Below are 610 nucleotides of genomic sequence, written 5' to 3'. Positions count from 1 at the left end.
GCGGGGACCGAGCGCGCGCACCTGCGCCGCGCCGCCGAGCGGCTGCTGCCGGCGCTCGTCGCGCTGTCGGCGGTGCTGGTGCTGCTCGTCCGCGCGCGCCACGACCCGGCGCTCAACCAGGGCGACCCCTCGACGCTGGGCGCGCTGGCCGACGTGATCGCGCGGCGGCAGTACGCCGTCGCGCCGCCCTGGCCACGCCAGGCGCCCTGGTGGCTGCAGCTCGGCAACCTGCTGCAGTGGGCCGACTGGCAGCTCGCGCTCGGCGTGGACGACCGCGTCGGCGCGAGCCCCACGCGCACGCCGCTGACGGTCGCGTACGCGCTGCTCGCGGTCGTCGGCGCGCGCTGGCACCGGGCGCGCGACCGCCGGTCGTGGCGCGCGCTGCTCCTGCTCCTGCTGGCGGGGAGCCTCGGCGTCGCCGCGTGGCTCAACCTCAAGGCGGGGCCGTCGTACGGGTGGGGCGTGCTCCCCGACGACGCGCCGCACGAGGCGCGCGAGCGCGACTACTTCTTCGCCGTCGCGTGGTTCGTGTGGGGGCTGTGGGCGGGGCTGGGCGCGTGGGCGTGCGGCGCGTGGGCGGCCGCGCGGCTGCGCGCGCGCTGGCGGCGCG

At 79.7% G+C, this 610-nt stretch carries 1 protein-coding gene; it reads left to right on the top strand.

The annotated features are described in order from the left end of the window. Positions 1–610: hypothetical protein (locus PYV61_RS26380; RefSeq protein WP_275836865.1), on the top strand; the 610-nt coding region annotated here is incomplete at both ends.

It is taken from the genome of Roseisolibacter sp. H3M3-2 (genome assembly GCF_029211165.1).
In the GTDB taxonomy this organism is placed as follows: domain Bacteria; phylum Gemmatimonadota; class Gemmatimonadetes; order Gemmatimonadales; family Gemmatimonadaceae; genus Roseisolibacter.
This window is presented reverse-complemented; position numbering and strand designations above follow the sequence as displayed.